This window comes from Lentzea sp. (assembly GCF_035525475.1).
Classification (GTDB): domain Bacteria; phylum Actinomycetota; class Actinomycetes; order Mycobacteriales; family Pseudonocardiaceae; genus Lentzea.
The window spans coordinates 13,363-38,641 of record NZ_DATLEC010000005.1; the positions used below are offsets into that span (position 1 = coordinate 13,363).

General features: G+C 69.7%; 26 protein-coding genes. 10 read left to right on the plus strand and 16 right to left on the minus strand.

Features of this window, described 5'->3' with window-relative positions; translation table 11 throughout:
* The first annotated feature begins 317 nt into the window (after positions 1-317).
* Positions 318-1,463 carry a dipeptidase gene (locus tag VM306_RS00590; RefSeq protein WP_325510162.1) on the plus strand — a complete coding sequence of 382 codons (1,146 nt, stop codon included), beginning with the start codon at positions 318-320 and terminating at the stop codon, positions 1,461-1,463.
* Between the two features lie 129 nt (positions 1,464-1,592).
* Here the strand turns inward: VM306_RS00590 and VM306_RS00595 are convergent, their stop codons facing one another.
* Positions 1,593-2,138 carry a DUF3000 domain-containing protein gene (locus VM306_RS00595; RefSeq protein WP_325510164.1) on the minus strand — a complete coding sequence of 182 codons (546 nt, stop codon included), beginning with the start codon at positions 2,136-2,138 and terminating at the stop codon, positions 1,593-1,595.
* Between the two features lie 72 nt (positions 2,139-2,210).
* Between VM306_RS00595 and hemE the strand changes: the two genes are divergently transcribed.
* Genes hemE through hemQ form a run of 3 tightly spaced genes read left to right on the plus strand, consistent with a single transcriptional unit; the run spans position 2,211 to position 5,388 of the window.
* Positions 2,211-3,245, plus strand: a complete 1,035-nt coding sequence (gene hemE, locus VM306_RS00600) for a uroporphyrinogen decarboxylase (RefSeq protein ID WP_325510166.1) — start codon at positions 2,211-2,213, stop codon at positions 3,243-3,245.
* On the plus strand, positions 3,245-4,672 hold the full coding sequence (hemG, locus tag VM306_RS00605) for a protoporphyrinogen oxidase (RefSeq protein ID WP_325510168.1): 1,428 nt from the start codon (positions 3,245-3,247) through the stop codon (positions 4,670-4,672). The genes hemE and hemG overlap by 1 nt, the downstream gene beginning before the upstream one ends.
* A 23-nt stretch (positions 4,673-4,695) precedes the next feature.
* A complete protein-coding gene (hemQ, locus tag VM306_RS00610) occupies positions 4,696-5,388 on the plus strand; it encodes a hydrogen peroxide-dependent heme synthase (RefSeq protein ID WP_065913290.1) in 693 nt (230 codons plus the stop codon).
* Here the strand turns inward: hemQ and VM306_RS00615 are convergent.
* The 9 genes from VM306_RS00615 to VM306_RS00655 form a co-directional block, all read right to left on the minus strand.
* On the minus strand, positions 5,372-8,455 hold the full coding sequence (locus VM306_RS00615) for a S8 family peptidase (protein WP_325510173.1): 3,084 nt from the start codon (positions 8,453-8,455) through the stop codon (positions 5,372-5,374). The two genes, hemQ and VM306_RS00615, sit on opposite strands and share 17 nt — an antisense overlap.
* A gap of 176 nt (positions 8,456-8,631) precedes the next feature.
* Positions 8,632-8,985 (minus strand): hypothetical protein, encoded by a 354-nt coding sequence (locus VM306_RS00620; protein ID WP_325510175.1) that lies wholly within the window; start codon positions 8,983-8,985, stop codon positions 8,632-8,634.
* Between the two features lies 1 nt (position 8,986).
* A complete protein-coding gene (locus VM306_RS00625) occupies positions 8,987-9,805 on the minus strand; it encodes a DUF692 domain-containing protein (RefSeq protein WP_325510177.1) in 819 nt (272 codons plus the stop codon).
* Entirely contained in the window at positions 9,805-10,602 is a 798-nt protein-coding gene (locus VM306_RS00630) for a TIGR04222 domain-containing membrane protein (protein ID WP_325510179.1), read from the minus strand. Before VM306_RS00630 ends, VM306_RS00625 begins: the two co-directional genes overlap by 1 nt.
* A 9-nt stretch (positions 10,603-10,611) precedes the next feature.
* Positions 10,612-11,403 (minus strand): TIGR04222 domain-containing membrane protein, encoded by a 792-nt coding sequence (locus VM306_RS00635; RefSeq protein WP_325510181.1) that lies wholly within the window; start codon positions 11,401-11,403, stop codon positions 10,612-10,614.
* Positions 11,404-11,490: 87 nt separating this feature from the next.
* Positions 11,491-12,393: a TIGR04222 domain-containing membrane protein gene (locus VM306_RS00640; RefSeq protein ID WP_325510183.1), complete on the minus strand. Its 903-nt coding sequence runs from the start codon at positions 12,391-12,393 to the stop codon at positions 11,491-11,493.
* 269 nt (positions 12,394-12,662) lie between these two features.
* Positions 12,663-13,085, minus strand: coding sequence for a peptide-methionine (R)-S-oxide reductase MsrB (gene msrB, locus VM306_RS00645; RefSeq protein WP_325510185.1), 423 nt, complete (start codon positions 13,083-13,085; stop codon positions 12,663-12,665).
* Between the two features lie 88 nt (positions 13,086-13,173).
* Entirely contained in the window at positions 13,174-13,464 is a 291-nt protein-coding gene (locus tag VM306_RS00650) for a hypothetical protein (RefSeq protein WP_325510187.1), read from the minus strand.
* A gap of 47 nt (positions 13,465-13,511) precedes the next feature.
* Positions 13,512-14,465, minus strand: coding sequence for an asparaginase (locus VM306_RS00655; protein WP_325510189.1), 954 nt, complete (start codon positions 14,463-14,465; stop codon positions 13,512-13,514).
* A 97-nt stretch (positions 14,466-14,562) separates the two neighbouring features.
* Between VM306_RS00655 and VM306_RS00660 the strand changes: the two genes are divergently transcribed.
* Positions 14,563-15,210 (plus strand): GntR family transcriptional regulator, encoded by a 648-nt coding sequence (locus VM306_RS00660; protein WP_325510191.1) that lies wholly within the window; start codon positions 14,563-14,565, stop codon positions 15,208-15,210.
* Positions 15,211-15,217: 7 nt separating this feature from the next.
* On the opposite strand, the gene VM306_RS00665 is transcribed toward VM306_RS00660, so the two are convergent.
* The 4 genes from VM306_RS00665 to VM306_RS00680 form a co-directional block, all read right to left on the minus strand.
* Entirely contained in the window at positions 15,218-15,601 is a 384-nt protein-coding gene (locus VM306_RS00665) for an SsgA family sporulation/cell division regulator (RefSeq protein ID WP_325510193.1), read from the minus strand.
* A 95-nt stretch (positions 15,602-15,696) separates the two neighbouring features.
* Positions 15,697-16,413, minus strand: a complete 717-nt coding sequence (locus VM306_RS00670) for a MaoC/PaaZ C-terminal domain-containing protein (protein ID WP_325510195.1) — start codon at positions 16,411-16,413, stop codon at positions 15,697-15,699.
* A gap of 15 nt (positions 16,414-16,428) precedes the next feature.
* Entirely contained in the window at positions 16,429-17,598 is a 1,170-nt protein-coding gene (locus tag VM306_RS00675; RefSeq protein WP_325510197.1) for an acyl-CoA dehydrogenase family protein, read from the minus strand.
* A 10-nt stretch (positions 17,599-17,608) separates the two neighbouring features.
* A complete protein-coding gene (locus VM306_RS00680; protein ID WP_325510199.1) occupies positions 17,609-18,754 on the minus strand; it encodes an acyl-CoA dehydrogenase family protein in 1,146 nt (381 codons plus the stop codon).
* A 40-nt stretch (positions 18,755-18,794) separates the two neighbouring features.
* Here VM306_RS00680 and VM306_RS00685 point away from each other — a divergent pair, with 40 nt between their 5' ends.
* From VM306_RS00685 to VM306_RS00700, 4 genes are all read left to right on the plus strand, one after another.
* Complete coding sequence (locus VM306_RS00685; RefSeq protein WP_325510201.1) at positions 18,795-19,394, plus strand: TetR/AcrR family transcriptional regulator; 600 nt, start codon at positions 18,795-18,797, stop codon at positions 19,392-19,394.
* A gap of 9 nt (positions 19,395-19,403) precedes the next feature.
* Positions 19,404-20,414 carry a non-homologous end-joining DNA ligase gene (gene ligD / locus VM306_RS00690; protein WP_325510203.1) on the plus strand — a complete coding sequence of 337 codons (1,011 nt, stop codon included), beginning with the start codon at positions 19,404-19,406 and terminating at the stop codon, positions 20,412-20,414.
* A gap of 31 nt (positions 20,415-20,445) precedes the next feature.
* A complete protein-coding gene (locus VM306_RS00695) occupies positions 20,446-23,067 on the plus strand; it encodes an NACHT domain-containing protein (RefSeq protein WP_325510205.1) in 2,622 nt (873 codons plus the stop codon).
* Between the two features lie 109 nt (positions 23,068-23,176).
* Entirely contained in the window at positions 23,177-23,377 is a 201-nt protein-coding gene (locus VM306_RS00700; protein ID WP_325510207.1) for a hypothetical protein, read from the plus strand.
* Here the strand turns inward: VM306_RS00700 and VM306_RS00705 are convergent, their stop codons facing one another.
* Entirely contained in the window at positions 23,378-23,803 is a 426-nt protein-coding gene (locus tag VM306_RS00705) for a hypothetical protein (protein WP_325510209.1), read from the minus strand.
* A 142-nt stretch (positions 23,804-23,945) separates the two neighbouring features.
* Here VM306_RS00705 and VM306_RS00710 point away from each other — a divergent pair, with 142 nt between their 5' ends.
* Entirely contained in the window at positions 23,946-24,626 is a 681-nt protein-coding gene (locus VM306_RS00710) for a DUF6319 family protein (RefSeq protein WP_325510211.1), read from the plus strand.
* A 505-nt stretch (positions 24,627-25,131) separates the two neighbouring features.
* Here VM306_RS00710 and VM306_RS00715 read toward each other — a convergent pair.
* Positions 25,132-25,269 (minus strand): alpha/beta hydrolase, encoded by a 138-nt coding sequence (locus VM306_RS00715; protein ID WP_325510213.1) that lies wholly within the window; start codon positions 25,267-25,269, stop codon positions 25,132-25,134.
* Between the last annotated feature and the right edge of the window lie 10 nt (positions 25,270-25,279).

A 25,279-nucleotide genomic window follows, 5' to 3' on the forward strand; every position in this document is an offset into this window, starting at 1 on the left:
TTCGCCGGCAACGAGCCGGCTGGCGTGGTACGAACGGCCTGACCTAAGCCGACGGCAGCCACGTCACTACCTCCCTGGAGTCGGTCGTGCCCCCCGACCGGCACCGGAGACTTTCGTCCAATCAGCCGCGCCACTGATCGACCGAAAGTGGTGTCGTCTGGGGCAGCGTAGCCGCCCATGCGGGTCTACGGGACGATCAATCGGGTATCTATCCCTATCGGGTTGTGACAGATGGCCCTATCTGTCACACGATTGGATGACAACTAGATAGGGGGCGTAACGCGAGTCCCTCTCGGAACGACATCTAGGAGTTGGTTGTGCCGACAAGTGCAGGCCGCGAGAAAGCCCGGGCGTTGCTGCAGCGCGTACCGCTCGTCGACGGCCACAACGACCTTCCCTGGGCACTGCGGGAGCTCGGCGACGGAACCAGTGAGGACGTCTACTCGACCGCCGCGAGGATCGATCTCACCGAACGCCATCCCAGCCTGCACACCGACGTCGTGAAAATGCGCGAGGGCGGTCTGGGGATGCAGTTCTGGTCCGTCTGGATCCCCACGAAGCTCGCCGGGGACGGAGCGGTGACCGCCGTCCTGGAGCAGGTCGAGCTGGTCTACGAGCTGGCGGAGCGGTACTCCGACCACCTCGGCGTCGCGACGACCGCCGCCGAAGCCGAAAAAGTTTTCGCATCCGGGCGTGTCGCGTCCCTCATCGGCGCCGAGGGCGGACATTCCATCAACTCTTCACTCGGCGTCCTGCGCGCACTGCGCCGCCTGGGCGTCCGGTACATGACGCTGACCCACAACGACAACACGCCGTGGGCCGACAGTGCCACCGACCAGCCGGAACACGGCGGGTTGACCGAGTTCGGCCGCGACGTCGTGCGCGAGATGAACCGGATCGGCATGCTCGTCGACCTGAGCCACGTCGCGCCCAGCACGATGCACGCCGCGCTCGAGACGAGTGTCAAGCCCGTCATCTTCAGCCACTCGTCGTGCCGCCACGTCGCGGACCACCCGCGCAACGTCCCGGACGACGTCCTGGTCGAGCTGAGGTCCAACGGCGGTGTGGCCATGATCACATTCGTTCCGAGCTTCGTGTCGCCCCGGTTCGCTGAATGGGACGCAGCCCTTCGTGAAGCCATGGCTGCCGCGGGGGAGAACCACGCCGATCTCGACGCCCGCAAGGTGTTCGGCGAGAAGTGGGCCGTCGGCAACCCGGCGCCGACCGCGACGCTCGACGACGTCGTCGCCCACGTCGAGCACGCGCGCGAGGTCGTCGGCATCGACCACATCGGTCTCGGCGGCGACTACGACGGCGTCCAGGCGCTCCCGGAGGGCCTGGAGGACGTCTCGACCTACCCGAACCTCATCGGCGCGCTGCTCGACCGCGGCTGGTCCGAGGACGACTGCACGAAGCTCGCCGGCGCGAACGTTCTGCGCGTGCTGCACGACGCCGACAGCTGATACCCGCCGTCTGACCTGCGCTTTTGCAACAGGATTCCCTAGCAACGAGTCATTTGCGGTCGACCGCAAATGACTCGTTGCACAGGTCAGGGCAGGGCGAAGTCAAGCGATACATTGGATATCAGCGGGTCAGGAGCGCTGGCCGAACATGGTGACGCCGACGGGCGGCAGGCCCACGGCGGTCGCCATCAGCTCGTAGAACGCGGTGCCGTGCTCGGCGAGCTCCCCGTCGAGCGCGGTCCACGACGCGCGCAGCTCCAGGTCGTCGGTGCGCGCCGGACCGGCGATGTCGCCGAACCGCGCGGACGACGTCTGCGTCACGGTCCCGCCCAGCGCGGTGAAGCCCGCCCCCGACTGCTCCAGCGCCTCGGTCAGCCACGACCACCCGACCTCGGGCAGCAGCGGGTCGGAGGCGAGCTCGTGGTCCAGTTCGACGCGCACGTACGCCACGACGCGCAGGACACCGCCCCACGCCTCGTCGCCGTCCGGGTCGTGCAGCAGCACGAGTCTTCCTGTCGACAGCTCGTCCGACGGACCGGTGACCTCAGCCGTCAGCGCGTAGGCCCACGGGGCCAGCCGCTGCGGTGGGCGAACCTCGGTGAGTTCGATCTCGGGCCTGTGGCGAACCGACTTGAGCGTCCCCACCGCCCGGCGGAAGATTTCCGGCTCGGTCACACAACTGACTGTATGCCTCGCAATCCGGCCGAGTGATGGCGGCACGCCGGGACGTGGGACCATGAAAGAGATATGAGCGCACAAGCCCCCCTTCTCGTGGCCGCAAGTGGCGGCACCCCGTCGCACACCCCTGTCTGGTTCATGAGGCAGGCGGGACGGTCGCTGCCCGAGTATCGGGCCCTCCGCCAGGGCACCGCGATGCTCGACGCGTGCATGGACCCCGAGATGGTCCGCGAGATCACCATGCAGCCGGTCCGGCGGCACGGCGTCGACGGCGCCATCCTCTTCTCCGACATCGTGGTGCCGCTCAAGGCCGCCGGTGTCGACCTCGACATCGTCGCGGGCACCGGTCCCGTGGTCGCGAACCCGGTCAGGACGCTCGACGACGTGAAGGCGCTCCCGGCGCTGCACGCCGAGCAGGTCCAGCCGGTCGCCGACGCGATCGGGTTGCTGCTCAAGGAACTCCCGCGGGACGTCGCCCTGATCGGGTTCGCGGGCGCGCCGTTCACGCTCGCCTCCTACCTCGTCGAGGGCGGGCCGAGCAAGAACCACGAGCGCACCAAGGCGCTCATGCACGGCAACCCCGAGCTGTGGCACGCGCTGCTCGCGAGGATCGCCGACATCACGGCGGCGTTCCTGCACGCCCAGCTCGACGCGGGCGTCCAGGCGGTCCAGCTGTTCGACTCGTGGGCGGGCGCGCTGTCCGAGCGCGACTACCGCGAGTTCGTGCTGCCGCACTCGAAGCGCGTGCTGGAGACCATCACGACGGTGCCGCGCATCCACTTCGGCGTCGGCACGGGCGAGTTGCTGCCCGCGATGCGCGAGGCCGGCGCGGACGTCGTGGGCGTCGACTGGCGCATCCCGCTGGACGTGGCGGTCGAGCGCCTGGAGAAGGCCGCTCCCGAGCTGCCGAAGCCGGTCGTGCAGGGAAACCTCGACCCCGCGCTGTTCTTCGCGGGCTTCGAGGCCGTCGAACGCGAGGTGCGCCGCATCCACGCCGAGGGCAAGGTCGCCGCGGGCCACATCTTCAACCTCGGCCACGGTGTCCTGCCCGACACCGATCCGGAGGTCATCACCCGGACCGTCGAACTGATCCACAGCTTGTAATGCACGCAAGAGCGCCGCACGTTGCCATCGTCGGGGGAGGCGTCTCCGGGCTCGCCGCCGCGCACCGGCTGAGGGTGCTGCTCGGGCCGGAGGCCAGGATCACCGTCGTCGAGCAGTCCGACCGCCTCGGCGGCAAGCTGCGCACGACGGAGCTCGGCGGCGTGCGGTTCGACGTGGGCGCCGAGGCGTTCCTGCACCGCAAGCCCGAGGCGCAGGAGCTGATCAACGAGATCGGCCTGCGCGACCAGGTCGTGCACCCGACGGCCGCGAAGGCCTCCGTGCACGCGGCCGGGCGCACGCACCAGCTGCCCGCGCACACGTTCATGGGCGTCCCGGCGAGCGTCGAGAGCGTGCGGCACATGCTGTCGTCCGAGGGCGCGCTGCGGGTCGAGATGGAACCGACGCTGCCGCCCGTCGACCTGGGCGGCGGGGACGTCGCGGTCGGCGCGCTGATGAAGGACAGGTTCGGCCCCGAGATCGCCGACCGCCTGGTCGGCCCGCTGCTGGGCGGGGTCTACGCGGGCCGCGCGGACGAGCTCGGCCTGCGCGCCACGATGCCGCAGATCGCGACGCTGCTGGACAAGGGCGTCGGCTCACTGCTCGCGGCCGCCGCGATGATGATGCCCGCGCCGCCGCAGCCGCGCGCCGCGCGTCCGCCGGTGTTCGCGTCGCTCGCCGGCGGCGTGCAGTCGCTCGTCGACAGGCTCGCCGAGGTCGCGAGGCCCGAGGTCCGCCTGGGCCTGCCGGTCCGCGTGCTGTCGTGGCTCGGCAGCGGCTGGCGGCTGGAGATCGGCTCTGCCGCGACCCCGGAGTACCTGGAGTGCGACGGCGTCGTGCTCGCGGTCCCGGCGCCGTCCGCGCGCAAGCTGCTGCACGAGATCGCGCCGCAGGTCTCCGCCGCGTACGGCAAGGTCGAGGTCGCCTCGATGGCCGTCGTCGCGCTCGCGCTGCCGCCGGGCACCGAACTGCCGGACCGCTCCGGCGTCCTGATCGCGGAGGGGGAGCGGTACTCGGACCGCATCACCCCGTTCACCGCCAAGGCTTTCACGTTCTCGAGCCGCAAGTGGTCCCACTACGGCGAGCCGGTCATCCTGCGCGGCTCGGTCGGGCGACACGGCGAGACGGCGCTCCTGCAGCGCAGCGACGCGGACCTCGTCAAGGCCGTGCGCAACGACCTGCACGAGCTCACCGGCGTCAAGGTCGCGCCGATCGACTCCGTGGTGCAGCGCTGGGGCGGAGGGCTGCCGCAGTACGGCGTCGGCCACGTCGACCTGGTGGACACCATCGAACGCGGCATCGCCGACGTGCCGGGCCTCGCGGTGGCGGGCGCCACCCTGCACGGCGTGGGCGTGCCGGCGTGCATCGCCACCGCCGACGCGGCCGCCGCCCGTGTCGCAGCACACCTGCTGGGCCGCGTTCGCCGTTGAGGGGCCCGTGCCAAGATGGAGGCATGGCACGCCTGAACTACAACGAGCTCAACGACACCATCCGCTACACGATGTGGTCGGTGTTCCGGGTCGAACCCGGCAAGCTGCCCGAGGACCGCAGCGCCGCCGCGAGCGAGACCCAGAACTACCTGGACGCGTTGGAGGGCAAGGGCGTCGTCGTCCGCGGCGTCTACGACGTGGCCGGTCTGCGCGCCGACGCCGACTACATGATCTGGTGGCACGCCGAGGAGATCGAGCAGGTGCAGGCCGCCTACACCGGCTTCCGCCGCACCCCGCTCGGCAAGGTCTCGACGCCGGTCTGGTCGCAGGTCGCCCTGCACCGCCCGGCCGAGTTCAACCGCAGCCACATCCCCGCGTTCCTCGCGGGCGAGGAGGCGCGCAAGTACATCTGCGTGTACCCGTTCGTGCGGTCCTACGAGTGGTACCTGCTGCCGGAGGAGGACCGCCGCAAGATGCTGGCGGACCACGGCAAGGAGGCCCGCGACTTCCCGGACGTGCGCGCGAACACCGTCGCGTCGTTCGCGCTCGGCGACTACGAGTGGCTGCTCGCGTTCGAGGCGGACGAGCTGCACCGCATCGTCGACCTCATGCGCCACCTGCGCGGCACCGAGGCGCGGCTGCACGTGCGAGAGGAAATCCCCTTCTACACGGGCACCCGCGTCCCGGCGGCCGAGCTGGTTACGAACCTGCCGTGACCCGGTAGGCCCTGATCACCGTCACCTCACCGGTGTTGCCCCTGGCGTCCGTCGCGGTGGCCCTCAACGAGGTCCACCGCGCGTTCGCCGGGTTGTGGACGAGTGCGCTGGTGCCGACGACACCCGCACGGCGCCACGACTTGCCGTCGTCGTGCGAGTACTCGACACCGGTGATGCGCACCTTGCCCGTGTCGCCCTGCGACTGCGTGAGCAGCCCGATGCGCTGCAACGTCCCCGCGGGCACCGCGCCGTTCGCGTCGAGCTTCGGCGCGAACCGCACGACCGACAGCGGCAGGGTGTCGGTCTGGTCCGGCGTTCCCTTCGACTTGAACGTCCACACCGCCGACACCTCGGTGCTGAACTCGAACTGAGAGCTCCGGTCGAGGCTGACCTCGGCGCGGAAGTCGCCCTGCGGCAGCGGCACGTTCGGGAACACCCCGCTCGTCGAGGTGGTCTCGCCGAGCAGCACGCCGTTGCGGTACAGGGCGGTGCGCGCACTGTCCACAGTGGAAGCCCCTGTGCCGTTGCTCGCGTCGCTCAGCAACGGGACGCCGATGAACATCTCGGCGCCGCTGCGCTGGGCGAACGGGTACGGCGACTCGGGCAGGCCCGGTGAGAAGACCGGCTGGAGCTCCTTCTCCTGGTAGGTCCTCCCCGCCTCGTACGCGCGGTACCCGGAGATGGCCTGTTCCAGGGCGCCACCGGCGTGGGTGGCCCTGGCGATGGACTGCCAGCGCAGGTCCTCGGTCGTCACGTAGTCGACCGCCTTGCTGCCCGCCGGCACCGGGTAGAGCGCCGATCCGCCGCTCAGGCCGTGCGCGGACGTCGGGAACTCGCCCTTCGTGGCCGTGCTGCCCGGCCGGGCGCCGCCGATGACGGTCTCGACGCGAGCCAGGTCCTTCTTCTCGGGTGCGCGCGTCAGTCCGTTCGGCAGGCTGCCGGCGACGGGGTAGGCCAGCCGGAAGTACGTGCCGGCGTCGACCGCGGAGTTGGCGTGCAGAGTCACCATCGACGACAGCTCCTCCGGCGGCAGCGGACCGCCGACCTGGGTCGCCGCGATGCCCTCGAAGCCGCCGAACGCGATCAGCGTGGACTGCAGGGTCCGGTCGCCGAACACGCGCCGCCACCCGATCTCGCCGGCCACGAAGTCACCGGTGGCCTCCGGTGCCTTGATCGACAACGGCCGTGCCAGCCTGGCGTCCAGCGCCACGGTCGTGTCGGCGGTGAGCTTCAGGTTCGGGTGGAGGAACATGTCCAGGCCCTCGGTCGCGCTGACCGAGGTGTCGAGCAGGTAGGTGCCCTTGGGCAGCCGGACCTTGGCGTCGCCCTCGGCGAAGACCACCTGGAACGCGCCGTTGTCCAGGCCGTCGACGAACGTCAGCGAGCTGCCGGGGTCCTGCCCGTCGCGGCCGGTCAGGTCGAGCACGAGGGTGTAGCTCTCCACCTCCCGGTCGACGCCGACGAGCGTGCGCACGGTGTGCGTGCCGGACGTCGCCACGACCTCGCCGGTGTACCTGCCGTCCTGCGTGCCGACGCGCGTGTCGCCGGTGACGTTCACGGACGCGGTGCCCTTGGCGGGGACCGTGACCTTCGAGGCGCTCAGCGCGAACATGCCCGCGGGTGCGGTGCCGGTGAGCTTCACGTCGAGCGTGATCGCCGTGGCGGTCGGGTTGGAGTAGGTGATCGGCTTGGTCTCCGGCTTGTCGTCGCCGTGCGGCCACTCGTGACGGCCGAGGTTCAGCGCGACGACGTCGGCGGTCAGCACCTGGTCGATCGCCTTGGCGACGTCGATGCGCCCGGCGCCCTGGTCGAACGCGCTCACGCCCGCCGTCGGCTTGGCGGTGGTGGCCAGCGCCGACTTGAGCTGCGCGGGCGTCCACTCCGGGTGCTGCTGGCGCAACAGGGCCGCGGCGCCCGCCACGTGCGGCGTCGCCATGGACGTGCCGCTCCCCGCGATGTGCTCGCCGTTCGTGCCGGCGGCCGCCGCGACGATGCCGACGCCCGGTGCGGTCACCTCGGGCTTGAGCCCGCTGTCGCCCACGCGAGGGCCCCTGCTGGAGAACGGCGCCATCGTGTCGTCGCGGTCGACGGCGCCCACCGACAGCGCGGACTCGGCCGTGCTGGGCGAGCTGACCGTGCCGGGGGAGCCCGAGTTGCCCGCCGCGACGACGAACAACGTGCCGTACTGGGCCGTGAGGTCGTCGACCGCCTGCTCCAGCGGGTCGACGTCCGGGGTGTCGGTGCCGCCGAGGCTCATGTTGACGACCTGGGCGCCCTGCTCGGCGGCCCAGCGCATGCCGTCGAGGATCCACGACTCCTGGCAGCCGAACTCGATGCAGACCTTGGCGTCGATCAGCTGGGCTCCTGGCGCGACGCCGCCGTACTCGGCGTCGTGGCTCGCGACGGTCGAGCCGACGTGCGTGCCGTGGCCGACGTTGTCGGTGTTGTCCGGGTCGGTGGTGAAGTTCTTCTCGGCGACCTGCTGCCCGGCCAGGTCGGGGTGCTTCTCGTCGACGCCGGTGTCGACGATCGCGACCTTGACGCCCGTGCCGGTGATGCCCCGCTGGTGGGCGGCGGGAGCGCCGATCTGCGCGACCGACCTGTCGAGGCTCGGCTTGCGGATGCCGTCGAGCCAGATCTTGTCGTCGGAGGCCTGCAAGGCGGCCCAGTCAGCCGTGGTCCGCGCCCCGAGCCTGGCGTGGCCGTCCACGATCAGCGGCATCCGGTCCCGGTAGCCGAACTCCAGCAGCGTCGTGACGTCGAAGAGCCTGCGGTCGAGCCGGCCCGCCGCCAGGGGCCCGAACGCGTCCTCGGGAACGACCGTCGTGCGCCCGTCGGCACCGCGGTGCGTCTTGAACGTCATGCCGCCGCGGCCCTCGCCGGGCTGGACCGCGACGACGTGCCCGCCCGGTCCGAGGAGGACCTTGTCGCCGGTGACGAGGGTGACCTCGTCGATCGCCTTCTGCGGTGCGGAGGCCGGTGGTGCGGCCGTCGCGACCGCGGCCGGTACCGCTGTCAGTGCGAGCGCCGTGAAGGCGGCGCCCAGCACCTTCGATTTTCCGCGCATTCGAATCCCCTCGTGGTTCGAATTTGCTGCGCGCTGTGGTCCGCGCAGGCCGGAAGGCCTTCCGCGGCAAAGCGAAGGCAATGCGAAAAAGGTCCCCCGACGTTTCGAACGTATCGATGGTGGCCGGGGTCACACAGGGCTGAACGGGGGATTCTGGCCGGTAGGCCGCTCACCGGTCAGTTCGACCGCCAGAACTTCCAGCGCGCCTTGCGGTCGTCCGCCAGTTCACCCGAAGCGCGGCACCATTCCGCGAACTGCGCGGCATCCTCGCGCGCCCGTGAGCCCGCACGACGCGGGTGTTCGAAGGCGTACGCGTCGAAGAGCGGCCGAAACCTGTCGCCGAGCTCGTCGGCGACGGCGGGGCCGAGCATCCGCACGATGCCGCGCCGTTTCGACAGCAACGCGCGGCGTTCGACGTCGAGACGTTGTTCGTCGAATCCCGCCGGTGCGGGCCCGTTCGCGAGCAATGCGTTCAGCAGCGCGGCCTGCTGAGAGGCAAGCCTTTCGCGTGAGGCCGAAACGTCACCCATTTCAGCCACGGTGTTTGTCCACGACCGCGCGGATCGCGGCCAGCTCGGACGCGATTTCGGTGTCGGACGGGTAGTTGTCGTCGCGCTCCAGCAGAACACCGGGCGGATTCACGCGGGAACACAGTTCGTCGAGCACCCCGAGCACTTCCGGCAGTACCGCGTGCGCGTGCGTGTCGTGGTAGACGTCGCCGTTTTCGACACCGCCGGCCACGTGCACGTAAGCCAAGCGCTCCAACGGGATCTCGTCGAGGAACCGTTCGGGGTCGGTGCCGATGTTGCGGGCGTTGGCGTAGAGGTTCGCGACGTCGACGAGCAGCCAGCAGTCGGTGCGCTCGACGAGCTCGGCCAGGAACTCGCCCTCGGACAGCTCGCCGTCCGGCCACTCCAGCAGGGCGGCGACGTTCTCCAGGGCCAGCGGCACGGGCAGGTTCCGCTGCGCCAGCTTGACGTTCGCCACGAGCACGTCGAGCGCGTCCCTGGTGCGCGGCACCGGCATGAGGTGGCCGGAGTCGAGCCCGCCTGCCCGGACGAAGCACACGTGGTCGCTGACCATCGGCGCGCCGACGGCCTCGGCGACGGCGCCCAGGTGCTCGACGCGGCCGAGGTCGACCTCCTCCGCGCCGCCCAGCGACAGCGACACGGCGTGGGGCAGGACGGGGACGCCGCGCTCCAGCAGCAGCGTCACCGACTCCGGCAGGTGTCCGATGTGGAGATTCTCCGCGACGACCTCGACGAAGTCCACGCCGGGCAGCCGTTCCACGGTCAGGTCGATCTCCGAGCGCCAGCCGATGCCGACACCCAGGTCCTTGAGCCCCGCCATCAGTCGCCTCCTCCGCCACCGCCGCAGCCCCCGCCACCGCAACTGCTGCTGCCGGACGAACAGCTACTACCGCCGCTACTGCTACCACAACTGCTGCTGCCGCATCCGCTCCCGCAACTGCTGCAGCTCGACACGGTCGTACCGCAGCTGCTGTTGTTGTTGCTGCGGGAAGCGGACTTGCCGCGCTTGAGCGGGATCATCCTCACCACGCTCCGGGGAAGCTCGAAGAGGTCTCCGACGTTCTGACCGCCGACCCTGCCGCCGAAGCCGTACAGCGCCACCGCGCGCACCCTGTCGCTCGCGGTCACGGTCCCCAGGGCCGCGGTGCCCGCCCTGGTCAGCGGGCTGCGGCCGCGGGCCCAGAAGGCGATCGCCAGCAGGGCCACGGCCCCGAAGAGAGCCGACGGCTCCCCGACGCTGATCACGAACAGCAGACCCGCGATCACGAGGAAGAGCCACCACAGGCCCAAACGGGGACGGGACCGCCGCATGAGCTTCTCGTCCATCAGCTGACGGTGCAGCGTGTGCATCTCGAAGCTGTCCGCGGCGGCCTTCATGATCTTGTTGAACGAGACCGGCGTCCGGACCTTGCCGAGGATGTACGTCTCGACCCGTGAAGTCGCACCGTGGTTGTTCTGGTGCACGGCGGACACGCGGCCGTCGCGCGAGACGCGGACGAGTCCGGCGTCGAGCAGCCTCGCCAGCGCCGTCTCGGCGGACCTGCCCGGTCCGGCGGAGAGGTAGCCGATCTGCTCCGGGGGCAGTTGCGCCACCTGCGCCGTCGTCGGTGTGACCATCGTTCCCCCTCAGCCGCTGGAACTGCTGCTGCCGCAACTACTGCTACTGCTGCTACAACTCGAGCTGCTGCTCGAACAGCTGCTACTGCTGCTGGAACAACTGCTGGAGCTGCCGCAGCTGCTGCTGGAGCAGCTCGACGAGCTGCCGCAGCCGTTGTGGTGGTCGTAGTAGTCGTACGTGGTAGTGCAGCTGCTGCCACTGTTCGAAGTGGACTTCCCCTGCCGGTTCCTGCCCCGGTTCAGGCCGTTCAACGCTACGACGTGCGCGCCGCCGCGCTGGTTCCTGAACGCGTACAACAGCACACTCTTGCCCTGCGGCGTGAGCCGGCCCTTGACGCGCAGCAGGAAGACGAGGAACAGCAACAGCGCCGTCAGCAGGATGATCCGCCCGTCGAACGCGATCACGCCGACCAGGGACACGAACGCGAGGATCACCAGCAATACCCGGAGAGCGGGGATGGCGCCGCGGGGCTTGCCCCACTGGGGACGCACCATCCCGCGGGTGATCAGGCTCTGGTGCAGCGCGCCCATCTCGTGGCTTGCCGCCGACACCTGCACGAGCTGCTGGAGCGGGCGTGCGGCGCCGAGGAGTCCGGAGAGGATGTACGCCTCAAGCGGGGTCGTGGCGCCGTAGTCGGTGTGGTGGACGGCGGTCACGAGGCCCTCGCGGGAGATGCGCACGAGACCGCCGTCCATCATCCGGGCCAGTGCGGCCTCCACCGCCCTGCCCGGCCCCCGTGCCAGGAACCCGATCTCCTCCGCCGTCCAGACCACCTGGTGCGGTGCCGAAGACTTGGCCATCAGCACTCCCCTCACTGAGCCGGTGCACCTTCGACGTGAGATCTACCCCCGGGTTCCTGGTGTTACCTGAAAAGAACCGGAAACCGGTCAGCTACCGCCTCCGCCACAACCGCCGCCCCCGCCGCAGCTGCTGCCGCTCGAACACGAAGAGGAACTGGACGAACACGAGGAAGAGCTGGACGAGCACGAGCTGTAGCCACTGCTGCCGCCGTACCCGCCGGTGGATCCGGAGGCGGCGAGCAGCGAGGTGCGGACGGCGAGGTCCGGGTAGACGGTGAGGCCTCCGAAGAGCACCAGCCCGGCAGCCCCGGCGTACAGGGCCTCGTCCGGCGTCGCCGAGCGGGTGCGGGAGCTGCGCGCCTCGTCGAGCGCGCGGTCGCCCCTGCCGGTGCGGACGTGCTTGCCGCGCCGGGTGACGAGCAGGATCAGCAGACCCGTGATCACGAGCTGCACCGTCAGCCAGCCGACGGGAGCGTCGATCGCGATGCCGTTGACCCAGCGGACCACACCGATCGCGAGCAGCACCCACAACGCGAGAGATCCCTTGCGCAGCGCGCTCTTCACCGCGGAGGGGTCGGCCACCAGACCCATGTCCTGCAGGCGCCGGCCGATGGAGGTGACGACCTCGTCCTGGGCGACCGCCGGGATCATGAGGCTCACCGTGCGGTTCATGTACCGCTGGCTGTCGGCGATGACCGCGCGGTCCACCGGGTTGCGCGGCTCCGTGGTGGACGTGGCCTGAACGGTGCCACGGCGGGAAGTGCGGAGCTCGCCCGCGGTGAGCAGCCGCGCGAGGGAGGTCTCCACCACGCGCTTCGGGCCGCCCGCCAGGTACGCGAGCTCGTCCATGTCCAGTGAGCGCACGGGCTGGTCACCACGACCAGCCCGTGCGCGTACCCGGACGACGATCGCGACCAGCACCGCCAGTGCCAGCCCGATCCAGTACAGCTGAAGGAACTCCGGTCCGGACAACCCCCAAGGCCTCTGCATGCGACCCACCCCCTGACTACCCCGAAAATGCTTCGGTGGCGTTCATGGTGTGGTCCGGGCCACATGCTCACAAGGCTTGTTGACGAAGCCTTAGGGTTGCCCCTCTTCCGTCACTTCCCGTGGCCGGGTGCTCACTCCGCGAGCCCGGTCGGTCAGCTCGACGAGCCGCCGTCGACTCCGCCGGAGCCTTCGCCATCGGTACCGAAGAAGTTCATGATGCCTCCCAGGTCGGTCCGGTCCGCGCTGGACCGGACTTCCGGCCCAGTCTCCTATTCGGACGGAACCAGTTTCAAGGAAACGGAGTTGATGCAGTAGCGCTGGTCCGTCGGGGTGGGGTACCCCTCACCTTCGAAAACGTGCCCGAGGTGGCTGTGGCATGTGGCGCAGAGCACTTCGACGCGCTTCATCCCGAGCGCGCGGTCCTCGCGCAGGATGACCGACTCGCCGGCCAGGGGCGAGAAGAACGACGGCCAGCCGCAGTGCGAGTCGAACTTGGTGTCGCTGCGGAAGAGCTCCGCTCCGCAGGCGCGGCACTCGTAGAGGCCCTCGGTCTTGGTCTCGGTGTACTCACCCGTCCACGGGCGCTCGGTGCCTGCCTGGCGCAGCACCGCGTACTCGGCGGGGTTCAGCTGGGCGCGCCATTCCTCTTCGGAACGCACGACCTTGGGGGTGGTGCCGACAACAGGTTCCATGACTCTTTATAACGCCGTCCGCGGCGCTGGGCTTCCCGCGGCCGCCGCCCGAGTGGGACCGTAAGACCCCGATAAGGAGTCGTTCAGGTCAGAAGATGATGGCGAGGATGTCGCCGAGCGCGAACCAGATGGTGAGGATCACGCCGAGCAGGATCAGGCCCACGACGACGACGGCGACCAGGCGCTGGTGTCCGGTCGTGCGGTTCGCCGAGTCGGCGAAGTCCTGGACGCCCTCCAGGTAGCCCTCGACGGTGTAGCCGGGGCGCTGGCGCTTCATCCGGTCGAGGTGATCGGCGAAGGCCTTCGTCTCCGGGTCTTGCGGGTCGAGGCCGATCAGTTCCTCCTGGAACTTCTCGCTCTCGTCCTTCGAATCGCCCATAACCCCCAGCTTAGTGGCTGAGGGTCCCGAAACCGGGTTGGCGGACGTCAGCTCGCCACAGCGAGTGACGGCCGGACGGCGCCGACCGCGCGCCCGTGACCGAGGACCGGCACCGTCGCGAGGTCCTCCAGTTCGCTCACGTCCACACCGAGCCGCTTGAGCACGGCCACGACGACGACCGCGCGAGCGCGTGACGACCCGTCGGCGATCTTGAGCGCCACGCCCTCACCGGTGGGCAGGCCGACCGCGTAGACGCCCTCGGCGCCGTCCTTGGCGATGACACCGGGCAGCGCGCTCATCAGCGCGGTGACGTCGCGGCCGGTGCCGCCGACCCACCGCGGGTGGGCGTTCATGGCGGCGGCCACGCGGTGTTCGAGGGTTCCCTCGGGTGCGCTGGCCAGGCGGCCGAACGCCCTGGCGAGGCCCGTGAGGCTGATGGCGAAGATCGGGGCGCCGCAGCCGTCGACGCCGACCTGGGCGACGGGCTCGCCGGCCACGTCCTCGATGGTCTCGCGCGTGGTGACCTGCAACGGGTGCGTCGGGTCGAGGTAGGTCGCGGTGGGCCAGCCGTTGGCGACGCAGGTGGCGAGCATGGCGGCGTGCTTGCCGGAGCAGTTCATGTACTTCGGGGCGGCCTGGAGGCCCTGGGCGAGGGCGTGGGCGCGGGCCTGCTCGCCGAGCGGCAGGTCGGGCGTGCACTGCAGGGCGTCCTCGCTCAGACCGGCCGACGCCAGGATCTCCAGAGCGCCCGCGACGTGGAAGTCCTCGCCCGAGTGCGAGGCGCAGGCGAGGGCGAGCAGCTCGCCGTCGAGGTCGAGACCGCCGCGCAGCATCGCGAGGGCCTGCAGGGGCTTGTTCGACGACCGCGGGAACGCGACGTCGCCGGGCCGTCCGACGGACAGGGTGGGGGAGCCGGACGCGTCGGTCGCGACGACGGTGCCGTGGTGCACCGACTCCAGGAAGTCGCCCCGCCAGACCTCGGCCAGAACCTCGTGACCCATCGTCACCCCTCCTCCGGGAACTGCCAACTGTCGACAGTTGACACGTTCGCTAGCTTAACGGGTGAACCGCCGGTGCCGTCCAGATCAGGAGACGAAGGTGACACCCCCTCTGCACCTCAGCCTCGCGGGGCAGGCCGTCGACGTGCTGCGCGAGCAGGTGCTGACCGGGGAGATCCCGCCCGGTTCCCGGGTCAACGAGGTCGAGGTGGCGCAGAAGCTCGGCATCAGCCGCGGCCCGTTGCGCGAGGCCATCCGCCACCTGGCCTCCGAGCGCCTGCTGACGCTGGTACCGCACCGCGGCGCGTTCGTGACCGGTGCCGACGCCGATGACGTCCGGGCGTTGTTCGAGCTGCGTACGGCCCTCGAGTGCGCCGCCGCGGAACTGGCGGCGTCCCGCCGCACCGACGTCGACCTGGTGCGGCTGCGCGAGGTCTGCGCCGAGAGCCGGCGCAACTACAAGGCGGGGCAGCCGTTCCCGTACCGGCTGGACCTCGCGTTCCACCAGACGCTCCTGCACGCGGCCCGCAGCCCGCACATCGCCGAGCAGGTGCGGCTCGTGCAGCAACGCGTGGTGCTCCTGCGCAGTGCGCTGGAAGACGACCCGCCGCACCAGCACGCGTCGATGGACGACCACGACGAACTGGTGAAGGCGGTCGAGGACGGCGACGCGGCGAGGGCCGCCACGGTGATGCGGCGCCACCTGTCCCGCGTGTGCGCGCAGATGCTGACGAGCCTGGGTCGCTGACCCCGGGTCAGCGCAGAACGGTGCTCAGGAAGGCGTCCGCGTCGAACCGCTCGGAACCCGCCGGGACGAGCCGGTAGGTGGCGGCCAGGAACTTCCGCAGCGGGTTCGCCGGAAAGCGGAACACCGTCGCCTGCCGGTCGGAGATCAGTTCCAGCACCAGCGTGCGGCCGGAGTGCGGCCTCAGTCTCACGTCACCGTCACCCGTGGACCTGGTCATGCCCTCGGCGAGCAGCTCCCTGCCCATGACCCACGTGGCCACCGAGCCGCCGGAGTGGAACCGCATGGTCACCGCGAACGGGTCGTCGAACTGGTAGATCAGCTCCGTCTCGACCGGCGCGGTGGTGCCGTCCAGCCGGACGAAGTCGAAGACGGTGCGTGACGCGACCCGCATCGGGTACTCCCTGTCGTGTTCGCCTGTGTTCAATAAGGGATCACGTATTCGGCGGTCAATTGGTTCAAAGTGAGTCGTTGCCATTACCAATTGATTCACCGAACAGTTTTCACGTTCAGCGTCCCGACGAGAACCTGCCGACCGCCGGCGAACGTGCGGAACTCGCCGGTGGGCCAGTGCTCGATCCTGAGTTCGTCGCCGGGCAGGACGGGAGCGGTGAACCGGGCGTGCAGCTCGGTGAAGTCCTTGCCGCGCACGGTGATCCCGAGCGTGCACAGGCCGTGCAGGATGGGCCTGTCGAACCCGGCCCGCCGGGCGAACCCGCGATCGTGGTGCATCGGGTTCACGTCGCCCGTCTCGCGGTACCGCAACGCCTGGTCCTGGCTCGTCCGGAAGAAGCTGACCTCGGGAGCGGTGTCCGGCACCTCGAACTTCCGCGTCTCACCCCGTTCGCCACCGAAACCGCCGTCGCCCTTGACGAAGCACGACGAGCGCGTGGTCGCGTACTCCGATTCCCAGCGGCTGACCACAAGAGCGCCGGAACCCTTGTCGTAGATGTTCTCGACCGTCTTGGTGACGACCGCCGACCCGTTTGCGGGAAGCGTTTCGTGCAGCCGGAGCGACTGTTCGGCGTGCAGGACCTGGGTCATGTCGGCGCCGGTCAGCCCCAGCTGCGGACCGCCCCGTTGCAGCAGCGGGATGGCGAACGCGGGGGAGTGGCCGCCGACCGCCGCCGCGTACACCTCGGCGTCGCCGGCCGACCAGGTGCGGACCTGTCGTTCGACGACGCCGAGGATGTCGTGGTTCAGCATTGCCCCAAGCTAGGGCTACCCCAGCGTGCCCCGCACGTTCGCGTGGCCCTTGAGCAGGTTGCGGGCGATCGTGCGGCGCTGGATCTCGTCGGTGCCCTCGTAGATGCGCAGCAGCCGCAGCTCGCGGTACCAGCGCTCGATCGGCAGCTCGCGGGTGTAGCCCATGCCGCCGTGGATCTGCAGGACGCGGTCGACGATCTCGTTGGCCTTGATGCCGCCGTAGAGCTTCGCGATCGACTGCGCCTGCCGCGAGTCCTGCTTCTGGTCGACGAGCCACGCGGCGTGCAGCACGAGCCAGCGCAGCGCCTCGATCTCCACCGCGGAGTCGGCGATCATCCACTGGATGGCCTGGTACTCGGCGATGGGCTGGCCGAACGTGACGCGGTTCTTGGCCTGCTCGATCGCCATCTCCACGAGCCGTTCGACGCTGCCGAGCGCGCGGGCGGGCAGCAGGTAGCGGCCCTGGCCGATCCACTGCATCGCCAGGGTGAAGCCCTTGCCGACCTCGCCGAGGATGTTCTCCTCCGGCACGCGGACGTTGTCGAACACGAGCGCCGCCGGGCCCCACTGGCCCATGGTCGGGATGGGCTCGGACTTCCAGCCCATGTCGCGGTCGACGAGGAAGCACGTGACGCCGCCGTTGGCGCCCTTCTCCTTGTCCGTCACCGCGAACACCATCACGAAGTCGGCCTCGTTGCCCTGCGTGATGAACGTCTTCTCGCCGTTGATGACCCACTCGTCGCCGTCCTTGACGGCGGACGTGCGGATGGCCTTGGCGTCACTGCCGGCGCCGGGCTCGGTGATCGCGAAGCACGACACCCGTTCACCGGAGATCGTCGGCAGCAGGTAGCGCTGCTTCTGCTCCTCGTTGCCGTGGAACAGGATGTTGTCCGCGTAGCCGCCGAACCGGAACGGGACGAAGCTGCGCCCGAGCTCGGCCTCGATGAGCGCGGTCATCATGCCGCCGAGCCCCATGCCGCCGTACTCCTGCGGCGTCAGCACACCGAAGAACCCGGCCTGCTTGGCCTTGTCCTGCAACGCCTTGAGCTCGTCCTTCGCCAGGCCCGGCTGGCCCGCGCGTTCGCGGCGCAGCACCTCGGGCTCCAGCGGGATGATCTCCTTGCGCACGAAGGTCCGCACCCAGTCGCGGATCTCCTTCTGCTCCTCGTCGAGCGTGAAGTCCATTGCTTTCCTCTCAGATGAACGCGTTCACGCCCGTGAGCGCGCGGCCGATGAGCAGTTTCTGGATCTGGCTGGTGCCCTCGTAGAGGGTGGTGACGCGGGCGTCCCGGAGGTACTTGCCCACCGGGTACTCGTCGATGTAGCCGTAGCCGCCGAAGACCTGGATGGCGTTGTTGGCGACCCTGACCGAGGCCTCGCTGGCGTAGAGCTTGGCCATGGAGGCCTCGGTGCCGAACGGCTGACCCCGGTCCGCGAGGTCGGCGACGCGCCAGGTGAGCAGGCGCGCGGCGTCCGTCTCCACGGCCATGTCCGCGAGCAGCTCCTGGACGAGCTGGAAGCCCGCGATGGGCTTGCCGAACTGCTCGCGTTCCTTCGCGTACCGCAGGGCTGCCTCGAGGGCGCCCCTCGCGGCACCGACGCAGCCCGCCGCGACGGACATCCGCCCCTTGTCGAGTGCGCCCATCGCGAGCTTGAAGCCCTCCTCGCTGAGCAGGGCGTCGTCCGGCACCTCGACGTCGTCGAGCGTGATCTCGGCGGTGGCCTGACCGCGCATGCCGAGCTTGCCCTTGATCTCGGTGGCGGTGAACCCCGGAGTGTCCGTGGGGACCAGGAACGCCGAGATGCCCCTCGGGCCGGGGCCGCCGGTCCGGGCGAACACGAGTGCGACGTCCGCCCACGTGCCGTTGGTGATGAAGACCTTGCGGCCGCTGATGCGGTAGCCGTTGCCCGTCTTGGTGGCTTTGGTGACGAGACTGCCGGCGTCGCTGCCGGTGCCGGGTTCCGTGAGGGCGAAGCAGCCGACCTGGGTGCCGTTGGCGAGACCCGGCAGCCAGCGCCGTTTCTGCTCCTCGGTGCCGTGCTTCGCGATCGACTTCGCGACCAGCCCGAGCGAGACGGAGATGATGCCGCGGACGGCGCTGTCGCCGCGCGCCACCTCTTCGAGCACCAGGCAGTAGGCGAGGTTGTCCCCACCCGACCCGCCGTACTCCTCGTCGATGCCGAGCCCGAGGAACCCGACCTCGCCCAGCGCCGGCACGAGGTCTCTGTCGATGGCCTCCTCGCGGTCCCACCGCACGGCGTGCGGGACGATGCGTTCGTCGGTGAAACGCCGCGCCAGCTCCCTGAGCTGCCGGTGTTCGTCCGAAAGCGTCAGATCCACGAACCCTCCCGATTAACCGAACAGTGTTAGGTTAACCCACATGCCCCGGCCGAGCACCCCTTTGCTGAGCCCCGACCGGATCCGGTCGGTGGCCCTGGCCATCATCGACCGCGACGGCCTGGACGGCCTGTCGATGCGCAAGCTCGCCGCGTCACTGGGCGTGCAGGCCGCGTCGCTCTACGGACACGTCCGCACCAAGGACCAGCTCCTGAACGACATCGCGTCGACGATCCTGTCGTCCGTCGACACCTCGGGCTTCTCCGTCGACTGGCGGGAGGGCCTGCTCCGATGCGCGCGCTCGTACCGCGCGGCGCTGTCGTCGCACCCGAACATCGTGCCGTTCCTGGCGTACGGCCCGGCCGGTCGCGAGGAGTCCCTGCGCCGCCTGGACATCCTGCACGGCGCCCTGGTCGACGCGGGATGGTCCCGCCGCGAGGCCACGATGATCGCCGCCGGCCTGATGTACGTCGTGTTCGGCTCGGCGCTGAGCTCGTTCTCCAGCGGCTTCTCCGCCGACCCCGCCGACTACTCCGGCCGCTACCCGCACCTCGACCGGGCCCACCTGCTCCCCGGCGTCGCCGCCGAGCTGGACCGGGACAGCTTCGAGCTGACGCTCGCGGCGTTCGTGCGGGGGCTTTAGTGTTCAGCCGTGGCTGCTGCGAAGTCGAAGGCGATCGAGCTCGAGGTCGGTGACCAGCTGGTGCGGGTGTCCAACCCGGACAAGCCGTACTTCCCCGCGCGGAACATCACCAAGAGGCAGGTGGTCGAGTACTACCGCACCGTGGCGCCCGTGCTGCTGCCGGTGCTGCGCGACCGCCCGGTGGTGCTGAAGCGGTTCGTCGACGGCGTCGAGGGCGAGGCGTTCTACCAGAAGCGCGTGCCCAAGAACGCTCCTCCATACGTGGAGACGGTGACGATCCGCTTCCCGTCCGGCAGGCCCGCCGACGAGATCTGTCCGACCTCCGAAGCCGTCATCGTGTGGGCCGCGAACCTCGGCACGTTCGACTTCCACCCGTGGCCGGTGCGCCGTCCGGACGTGGACCACCCGGACGAGCTGCGCATCGACCTGGACCCGCAGCCCGGCACTGATTTCTCCGACGCCGCCCGCGTCGCCGCGGTGCTGCGGGAGGTGCTGGCCGACGCCGGGCTGACCGGCTACCCGAAGACCTCCGGCGGACGCGGCATCCACGTCGCCGTGCGGATCCGGCCGGAATGGGACTTCGTCGACGTCCGGCACGCCGTCATCGCCCTGGCGCGGGAGGTGGAGAAGCGGGCGCCTTCCCTGGCCACTTCGGCGTGGTGGAAGGAAGAGCGGGGCGAGCGCGTGTTCATCGACTTCAACCAGGCGGCGCGCGACCGCACGATCGCCTCCGCCTGGTCGGTGCGGGGGACTGCGCGGGCGACCGTCTCCACTCCGGTGACCTGGGACGAGCTGTCCACTGTGGACCCTGACGACTTCGACGTGCTCACCGTGCCGAAATACCTCGCCGAGCGCGGTGATCCGCACGCCGCTCTGGACTCCGAGGCGTTCGGGATCGAGAAGCTGCTGGAGTGGTACGCGGCTGATCCTCGCGGGGAGATGCCGTATCCGCCGGACTACCCGAAGATGCCGGGCGAGCCGATGCGGGTGCAGCCGTCGCGGGCCCGCAAGCAGGAGTAACGACCGGCCGTTTGGTGCCGATCTTGCTTACATGGTCGCACTCTCGTCCGTCGCGGCAGGCATTGCGAACGCGGCGGTGAAGATCGTCCGTGAGTCAGAGGAGCCGCTACCGAGGACCACGCGCAGCCGGACGGTGGTCTACCTGCGCGGACGGGACTGCCGCACGCTGATCGAGCTGTGCTGCAACCGCCACCACACCGACCCGTCCGGCACCGGCACGGAGAAGGAGGCGGCCGAGCTCCTCTCCGCGTTCGTGCACGAGCTCGTCGGCTCTGTCGGGGTGGACGACCAGGTTTCGCGCGAGTTCGCGCACGGTCTGTGGCGGGAGATCGACCGCCTGGCGAGGGCGTCGGGCCGCAGGATCGACCCCAGCGACAAGATCCGGATCACGGTGACGGGGCCGGAACGCCCGATCGCGCAACGGCTCGCTCTGGCGCTCGACTCGGTCAGGTCGCAGGAGTCCCTCGACGTCGGCGTCGCGATCCGCACCGCGATGGGGCGCGCGTACGACCGGATGGTGATGCCTCATTCGAGGGAGGACTTCCGCTTTCCCGTCGAGAAGATCTACGTCCCGCGCACGTTGCGCCGCAGGGACCCCCCCGACCCGTCGAGACCACTGGTCGAGGAAGGCCGGCTCACCGCGCGGAAGTTCGTCGTCGTGGGCAACCCCGGCGCGGGCAAGAGCACGTTCATCCGCCGGATGATCCACCGCACGGCGACCGCCGACGGCCGGGTCGTGCCGCTGCTGGTCCAGCTCAAGCACCACCAGAAGCTGAAGGACGACTTCGTCTCGATCCTGACCGGCGAGCTGCGCCCGCTCGTGCAGCGCGAGGTGCCGCGGCAGCACCTCACCGACCTGCTGGACTCCGGTGACGTGCTCGTCGTCTTCGACGGGCTGGACGAGGTCGGAGGACTCGCCGCGCGCCGGGCCGTGGTGCTCGCGATCGAGGCCTTCGCCGCGCGGTTCCCCCTGACGCGCATCGTGGTCACGTGCCGTGAGGAGAGCTATTCGGTCGCGATGCTCGACTCCGAGGCCTTTCCGGTGCACTGGCTGCCGGACTTCGACGACGCGCAGGTCGCGCACTACGTGCGCACGTGGTTCTCGTTGATGCATTCGCACAGCGGCATCAACGGAACGCACAGCTCGGCGTTTCTCAATGACAGCGAGCACGTGCGTGATCTGCGGTCGAACCCGTTGATGCTCTCGTTGCTCTGCATGCTGTACCAGAGCGAGGGCTACATCCCGGAGAACAGCGCGGACGTCTACCGGGAGTGCGCCGAGCTGATGCTCGTCCGGTGGGACTCGGTGAGCCAGGTCCCGTCGCTGATCCGCTCGTCCGTGAAGCTCGCCAAGTTCCTGGTGCAGGAGCTGGCACAGCACTTCTTCTTCGCGCTGGGCGGTCAGGGCGCGGCGGGGGAGCGCGAGCTGGAACGCCTGGTCGTCGCCCACCTCGTGGAACGCGAGGACGAGGACACGCTGACCTACCACCAGCAGGCGCAGGCCTTCCTGAACTACTGCGCGGCACGAGCGTGGGTGCTGACACAGGTCGGCACGTCGAGCAACGGGGAACGGCGGTTCGGCTTCACCCACCGGACGTTCATGGAGTACTACACGGCCTGCCACATCCTGCGCAAGGAGCCGACCGTGCGCGGACTCGTGGACGTGTTGCGTCCTATGATCATCTCCGGCAAGAGCTTCGTCGTGCCTCAGGTGGCGATGCAGATGTACGACGTCAACCGTGCGGACGGCGGTGACGAGTGCGTCCTGCTGCTGCTCAAGTTCGCGCGGATCGCCCGCGACATCCAGGCCGAGCTCGCCATCATCACGTTCTGCGTCTCGTTCCTCGAGCACAACAGCGTCCGGCGCAGGACGGCCGTGGAGGTGCTGGAACACGCCTTCGTGCTGCTGGGCCGCACCGGCGATGTGTACCTCAAGAACGGTCTCATCGCGTTGCGCAGCAGGAAGAGGCATCGCGCCGCGACCATCGCCAGGAAGGTGGTCGAGCGGACTGCGGACACACGTGACCAGAACACGGATCTGCGGCTCGGCGCCGGACTGATGGTGCGCGAACCGGATGTCGCCTACGAGGTGGCGCTCGGTGAGGTGAGACACGGTCTCGTGGGGCCTGACGGCTTCCTGCGCAGGCATCGTCCGCGGACCCTCGTGTACGCACTGCTCCCCGGTGACGGGACCGAGTACGTCCCCGGTCCTCTGGTGAAGGCGATCCGGGATCTCGCACCGGAGTCCGTCCCGAACCGGGTCAAGTACTTCGACGCCGCGCTGAGATCGCTCGGACCCGCGCTCCCGGACGTGCTGCCGGTCCCGGTGTCCGTGCTGTCGAAGATCGTCCGGCTGTTCGCCGCGGTGAGCCGCGAGCAGGTGCTCAAGCCGCTCGCCAGGACACACCTGGGATTTGCCGGTCTGGTCGCCGTCCTCGCCGCGGCCGCCCTCGAAGCGGGCCTGGACTGGGACCTCCCGCAGGAGCTGATGGACGACTGCGGCGTGCCGTCCGTCCACGGTCCGACCCCACGACGTGCGCTCGGTGAGCGGTTGTGGTTGTACACCAAGAACAACGAGTCGCTGGCCGCGGTGCGCGGGTGCCTGCGGCGGTGGGCGGACAACCAGATGTCGTTCATCGACCCCACGCGCTGATCCAGGCGTCGCAGGGGAACGAGCCGCCCGGCGTGAGCCAACCGGCTGTATCGGGGACGAATCCAGTGGGCGACCTCGTAGAATGGAGTGGACGCGAGAGGAGGTCGCGATGTCACAGCCTTATGTCGTGCGGTACGTCGGCGGTCCCCTCGACGGCCGGGTCGACTCGTTGCCGTCCACGCCGGAGGATCCGAAGCAGACCGTGACGTACGTGCACCTGCACGGCGGCCCCAAGATCGTGCACGTCTACGACCTGTCGTACGCGGTCGAGTACGGGTGCGAGTACCACTTGAGGGTCGAGGAGATCTGATCAGCGGGCCTGGTCGTCGGCTCTCAGCGTCGTCCTCACGGCCAGTGTGCCGAGGTTGACCTGCCAGGCGTGGTTCCAGCAGTCGTCGTCGCACTCCTCGTAGGCCTCGCGTGACTGGAAGACCTTCACGATGCCGGCCAGGGTCCTGGAGTAACGGCTGGAGTCGTCGCGTGCCCTGATCGCCGCGCTGAGGGCGGACACCACCTCGACCTGGATCGTGAGCCAGTCGGCGCAGTCCTGCGTTCGTGCTGTGGTGGGGCCGCACGGTTGTGGCGTTCGCAGTGCGGCGTCGAACTTCTCGTCCCATTCGTCGGCGAGGGAACCGGGAACGCTCGTCGTCGTGCTCGGGGCGGGAGGTGGCGGCGGTTCGGCAGTGCAGCCGGCCAGCGTCATGACAGCGGTGAGTGCGATCAGCGTTCGGCGCATGGAGCCTCGCTCTTCGTCGTCCTCCCCGTGGTACCACGGCGGCGCGATTCGTGATGATCTTGAAGGCCACCCTGTGCTCAGAATTGTCGGGGCGGTAGGGCATGCTGGGGCACAGGTGTTCGAATGGTGGGGAGGCAGCGCGATGGCGAAGAAGAGCGGGTTGTCGGCGGAGGACGTCGACGGCCTGCGCTCGCAGCTGGACGGAGGCACCCAGCCGCTGGTGTGGTTCACGGCGGCGGCGGTGGGCATGGAGGAGGGCAGGTCGGCGAAGCTGCTGGCGTTCACCGATCCTCCCGAGGGCGATTTCATCCAGGTCCGGCCCACGGGCTCGAAGGACGAGATGTCCTTCTCCCCTGGTGAGCTGACGCTGGAGAAACCGCCGCCGCGCAAGAAGCCGGCGACCCCACCCCCTGCGCCACCGGAGCCGCCGCGCGAGACTGAGATCATTCATCCCTACGTCCCGGAGGCGCCGGTGAAACCCGCGGCCCCCAAGCCCAAGCCCGCTCCTGTGGAACAGGCTCCTGCGAAGTCCGCGCGCAAGCCGTCGGCGAAGAACGCGATCCCCGAGGTCACCGTCACGCTGATGACGGCGGGCGAGGGCGAGTGGATCGTCGAGGTCATGCAGGGCACCCGCAAGACGGTCCGCCCGACACCCGTGTCGCCGGCCTCCGTGGCGCAGGCCGCGAAGCTGCTGACCCCTGAGGTCGCCGAGATCGTCGAGGGCGTCCTGAACGCGGCGCGTGCACAGCAGTTGGCCCGTGTGGAGCAGTTGCGCGCCGAGTTGGAGGCAGCGCAGAAGGCCCTGGAGGACCTGGGCGCGTAGCTCCGTCACGGCCCGCGACGCCAGGGGTGGTTGTCCCGTCGCGATCGGGTGAGGGGGGTTCCCAGCACTGGTGCCGGGGCGGACCGTGGGATGCGCGGAGGTCCCGCGCAGGTCCGGCTTGGAGTACGGGAGGCCCTGATGGGTACGTGTGGGTGCTGTTCCGGGTGCACGGGTCCCGGCTGCGGCTGCTGTTCCAGCTGCTGACACGAAGATTCGGCGAGGGAGTTTTTCGCGTCATGGTCACGCGGAAGGCTCCCTTTGCCGTGCGAGGGGCCGATTTCTGTCAGACCTGCTGAGTACGTTGGGATGCGAGGGGTTCCCAGGCCAGGGGGACGCCTGCGAAAGCGCGCCCGCACGACGAGGTCCGGCTCGCGAGATGCGCTCCATCGGACCGCGCCGGACCGAGAATTGTTCCGCCGCAACAGGAACTCGGCACTCGCACCACGCAGCCCGTTCGTGCCGTGTCAGCCCGTTCAAACCGCACCGGCCACGTCACAGCGCCCGATCAGGGTGGGCAGACCGTGCCGTTCGACGGAACCCTCGCGTCGATCAGGTAGTCCCGCACGGCGGTGGTCGCGCACCCCGACAGCCCGAGAGCCCCGTGCCCGCTGCCCTGCCACCCGACCAACGCCGACCCCGGCAGCCGCTGCGCC

Excerpts from the sequence above, each read along its gene's own strand:
- hemE (WP_325510166.1), top strand. The coding sequence starts at position 2,211 with ATGAGCGCACAAGCCCCCCTTCTCGTGGCCGCAAGTGGCGGCACCCCG.
- hemG (WP_325510168.1), top strand. The coding sequence starts at position 3,245 with ATGCACGCAAGAGCGCCGCACGTTGCCATCGTCGGGGGAGGCGTCTCC.
- hemQ (WP_065913290.1), top strand. The coding sequence starts at position 4,696 with ATGGCACGCCTGAACTACAACGAGCTCAACGACACCATCCGCTACACG.
- VM306_RS00615 (WP_325510173.1), bottom strand. The coding sequence starts at position 8,455 with ATGCGCGGAAAATCGAAGGTGCTGGGCGCCGCCTTCACGGCGCTCGCA.
- VM306_RS00620 (WP_325510175.1), bottom strand. The coding sequence starts at position 8,985 with ATGGGTGACGTTTCGGCCTCACGCGAAAGGCTTGCCTCTCAGCAGGCC.
- VM306_RS00625 (WP_325510177.1), bottom strand. The coding sequence starts at position 9,805 with ATGGCGGGGCTCAAGGACCTGGGTGTCGGCATCGGCTGGCGCTCGGAG.
- VM306_RS00630 (WP_325510179.1), bottom strand. The coding sequence starts at position 10,602 with ATGGTCACACCGACGACGGCGCAGGTGGCGCAACTGCCCCCGGAGCAG.
- VM306_RS00635 (WP_325510181.1), bottom strand. The coding sequence starts at position 11,403 with ATGGCCAAGTCTTCGGCACCGCACCAGGTGGTCTGGACGGCGGAGGAG.
- VM306_RS00640 (WP_325510183.1), bottom strand. The coding sequence starts at position 12,393 with ATGCAGAGGCCTTGGGGGTTGTCCGGACCGGAGTTCCTTCAGCTGTAC.
- msrB (WP_325510185.1), bottom strand. The coding sequence starts at position 13,085 with ATGGAACCTGTTGTCGGCACCACCCCCAAGGTCGTGCGTTCCGAAGAG.
- VM306_RS00650 (WP_325510187.1), bottom strand. The coding sequence starts at position 13,464 with ATGGGCGATTCGAAGGACGAGAGCGAGAAGTTCCAGGAGGAACTGATC.
- VM306_RS00655 (WP_325510189.1), bottom strand. The coding sequence starts at position 14,465 with ATGGGTCACGAGGTTCTGGCCGAGGTCTGGCGGGGCGACTTCCTGGAG.
- VM306_RS00665 (WP_325510193.1), bottom strand. The coding sequence starts at position 15,601 with ATGCGGGTCGCGTCACGCACCGTCTTCGACTTCGTCCGGCTGGACGGC.
- VM306_RS00670 (WP_325510195.1), bottom strand. The coding sequence starts at position 16,413 with ATGCTGAACCACGACATCCTCGGCGTCGTCGAACGACAGGTCCGCACC.
- VM306_RS00675 (WP_325510197.1), bottom strand. The coding sequence starts at position 17,598 with ATGGACTTCACGCTCGACGAGGAGCAGAAGGAGATCCGCGACTGGGTG.
- VM306_RS00685 (WP_325510201.1), top strand. The coding sequence starts at position 18,795 with ATGCCCCGGCCGAGCACCCCTTTGCTGAGCCCCGACCGGATCCGGTCG.
- VM306_RS00695 (WP_325510205.1), top strand. The coding sequence starts at position 20,446 with ATGGTCGCACTCTCGTCCGTCGCGGCAGGCATTGCGAACGCGGCGGTG.
- VM306_RS00700 (WP_325510207.1), top strand. The coding sequence starts at position 23,177 with ATGTCACAGCCTTATGTCGTGCGGTACGTCGGCGGTCCCCTCGACGGC.
- VM306_RS00705 (WP_325510209.1), bottom strand. The coding sequence starts at position 23,803 with ATGCGCCGAACGCTGATCGCACTCACCGCTGTCATGACGCTGGCCGGC.
- VM306_RS00710 (WP_325510211.1), top strand. The coding sequence starts at position 23,946 with ATGGCGAAGAAGAGCGGGTTGTCGGCGGAGGACGTCGACGGCCTGCGC.